Annotated in this window: 1 pseudogene; it reads left to right on the top strand. The window is 50.0% G+C overall.

Annotated elements, in window-relative coordinates:
• Positions 1 to 756 (top strand): annotated as a pseudogene (locus FE392_RS22385) (type IV secretion protein Rhs); the annotation flags it as partial.

The following is a 756-nucleotide window of genomic DNA, read 5'->3' as shown; positions in this document are numbered from 1 at the left end:
TTATTCTGGGAAAGTCAATTAGCCCGCGTTGAAGAGGGCATGCTTTGGCGCAATTTATCCGGCGATATCATCCCGTTCCCGGATGTGCCGGCAGGTCATCGTTGCTTTTGCCCGGATGCGCAAAGCTGGCTGATACACACGGAAGATGGTGAATGGGAAATCCGGGATGCGGGCGAATTGGTTTATCACTATGCCGCTTTTGATAATGACGGTATCAGCCGATTAAGCCACATCCGTGATAATGTTGGCAATGAGCAACGATTCCATTACAACGAACAGCATCAGATGGTCAATATCACCGGTTGCGGTGCAATGAATCTGCACTGTGATTATCAGCTCATGGAAATCAATGGTAAGACGGTTTCCCGGCTGACCACCGTCTGGCGGGCGTTGTATAACGACCAACGTGTGCGTCTTTGCCATTATCACTACGATGAGTATGCCAGACTTATCGGTGTCAGCCATCGCAATGACCATCTCCAGCGTCAATTCGGTTGGACTGAACACGGTATGATGGCATGGCATCAGGATAAGCGTGGTCTGCGCTGTAATTACGCATGGGAAGCCACCGAAGAAGGTTTGTGGCGTGTTATTTCCCAGAAAACCAGCGAAGGCGCAGGCTACCGACTGGATTATGATGATGAAAACCTGACCCGTACCGCCCATTGGCATGATGGCTCTTGTTCCGTCTGGAGATTGAACGAGGATCATCAAATCATTCATTGTGCTGACCGTAATGGCACAGAGCACCATATC

The organism is Xenorhabdus santafensis, assembly GCF_033949405.1.
Lineage (GTDB): Bacteria > Pseudomonadota > Gammaproteobacteria > Enterobacterales > Enterobacteriaceae > Xenorhabdus > Xenorhabdus santafensis.
This window is presented reverse-complemented; position numbering and strand designations above follow the sequence as displayed.